This window comes from Streptomyces sparsogenes, assembly GCF_001704635.1.
Lineage (GTDB): Bacteria > Actinomycetota > Actinomycetes > Streptomycetales > Streptomycetaceae > Streptomyces > Streptomyces sparsogenes.
Map to the genome: position 1 here is coordinate 1 of NZ_MAXF01000265.1, position 702 is coordinate 702.

Below are 702 nucleotides of genomic sequence, written 5' to 3' on the forward strand. Positions count from 1 at the left end.
CTCCATCTGTTCGGCGATCTTCATGGCCTCGTCGATCAGGGTCTCCACGATCTTCGACTCGGGCACGGTCTTGATCACCTCACCCTTCACGAAGATCTGCCCCTTCCCATTGCCCGAGGCCACCCCCAGATCCGCCTCTCGCGCCTCACCAGGACCATTGACCACACACCCCATCACCGCGACCCGCAACGGCACCTCCATGCCCTGCAGACCCGCCGTCACCTCATCCGCCAGCTTGTACACATCCACCTGCGCCCGACCACACGACGGACACGACACGATCTCCAACCGCCGCTGCCGCAGATTCAACGACTCCAGAATCTGGATACCGACCTTCACCTCCTCCACCGGAGGCGCCGACAACGACACCCGGATCGTGTCCCCGATCCCCTCACTGAGCAGCGCACCGAACGCCACCGCCGACTTGATCGTCCCCTGGAACGCCGGCCCCGCCTCCGTCACCCCCAGATGCAACGGATAGTCACACCGGGCCGCCAACTGCCGGTACGCATTGATCATCACCACCGGGTCGTTGTGCTTCACCGAGATCTTGATGTCCCGGAACCCGTGCTCCTCGAACAGCGAGCACTCCCACAACGCCGACTCCACCAGCGCCTCCGGAGTCGCCTTCCCGTACTTCGCCAGAAGCCGCTTGTCCAGCGACCCCGCGTTCACCCCGATCCGGATCGGCACCCCCGCCTC

General features: G+C 64.7%; 1 protein-coding gene. It reads right to left on the minus strand.

Annotated elements, in window-relative coordinates:
* Positions 1–702, minus strand: a 702-nt coding sequence (ispG, locus tag BBH68_RS38785) for a flavodoxin-dependent (E)-4-hydroxy-3-methylbut-2-enyl-diphosphate synthase (RefSeq protein WP_065968590.1), incomplete at both ends; no start/stop codon positions are given.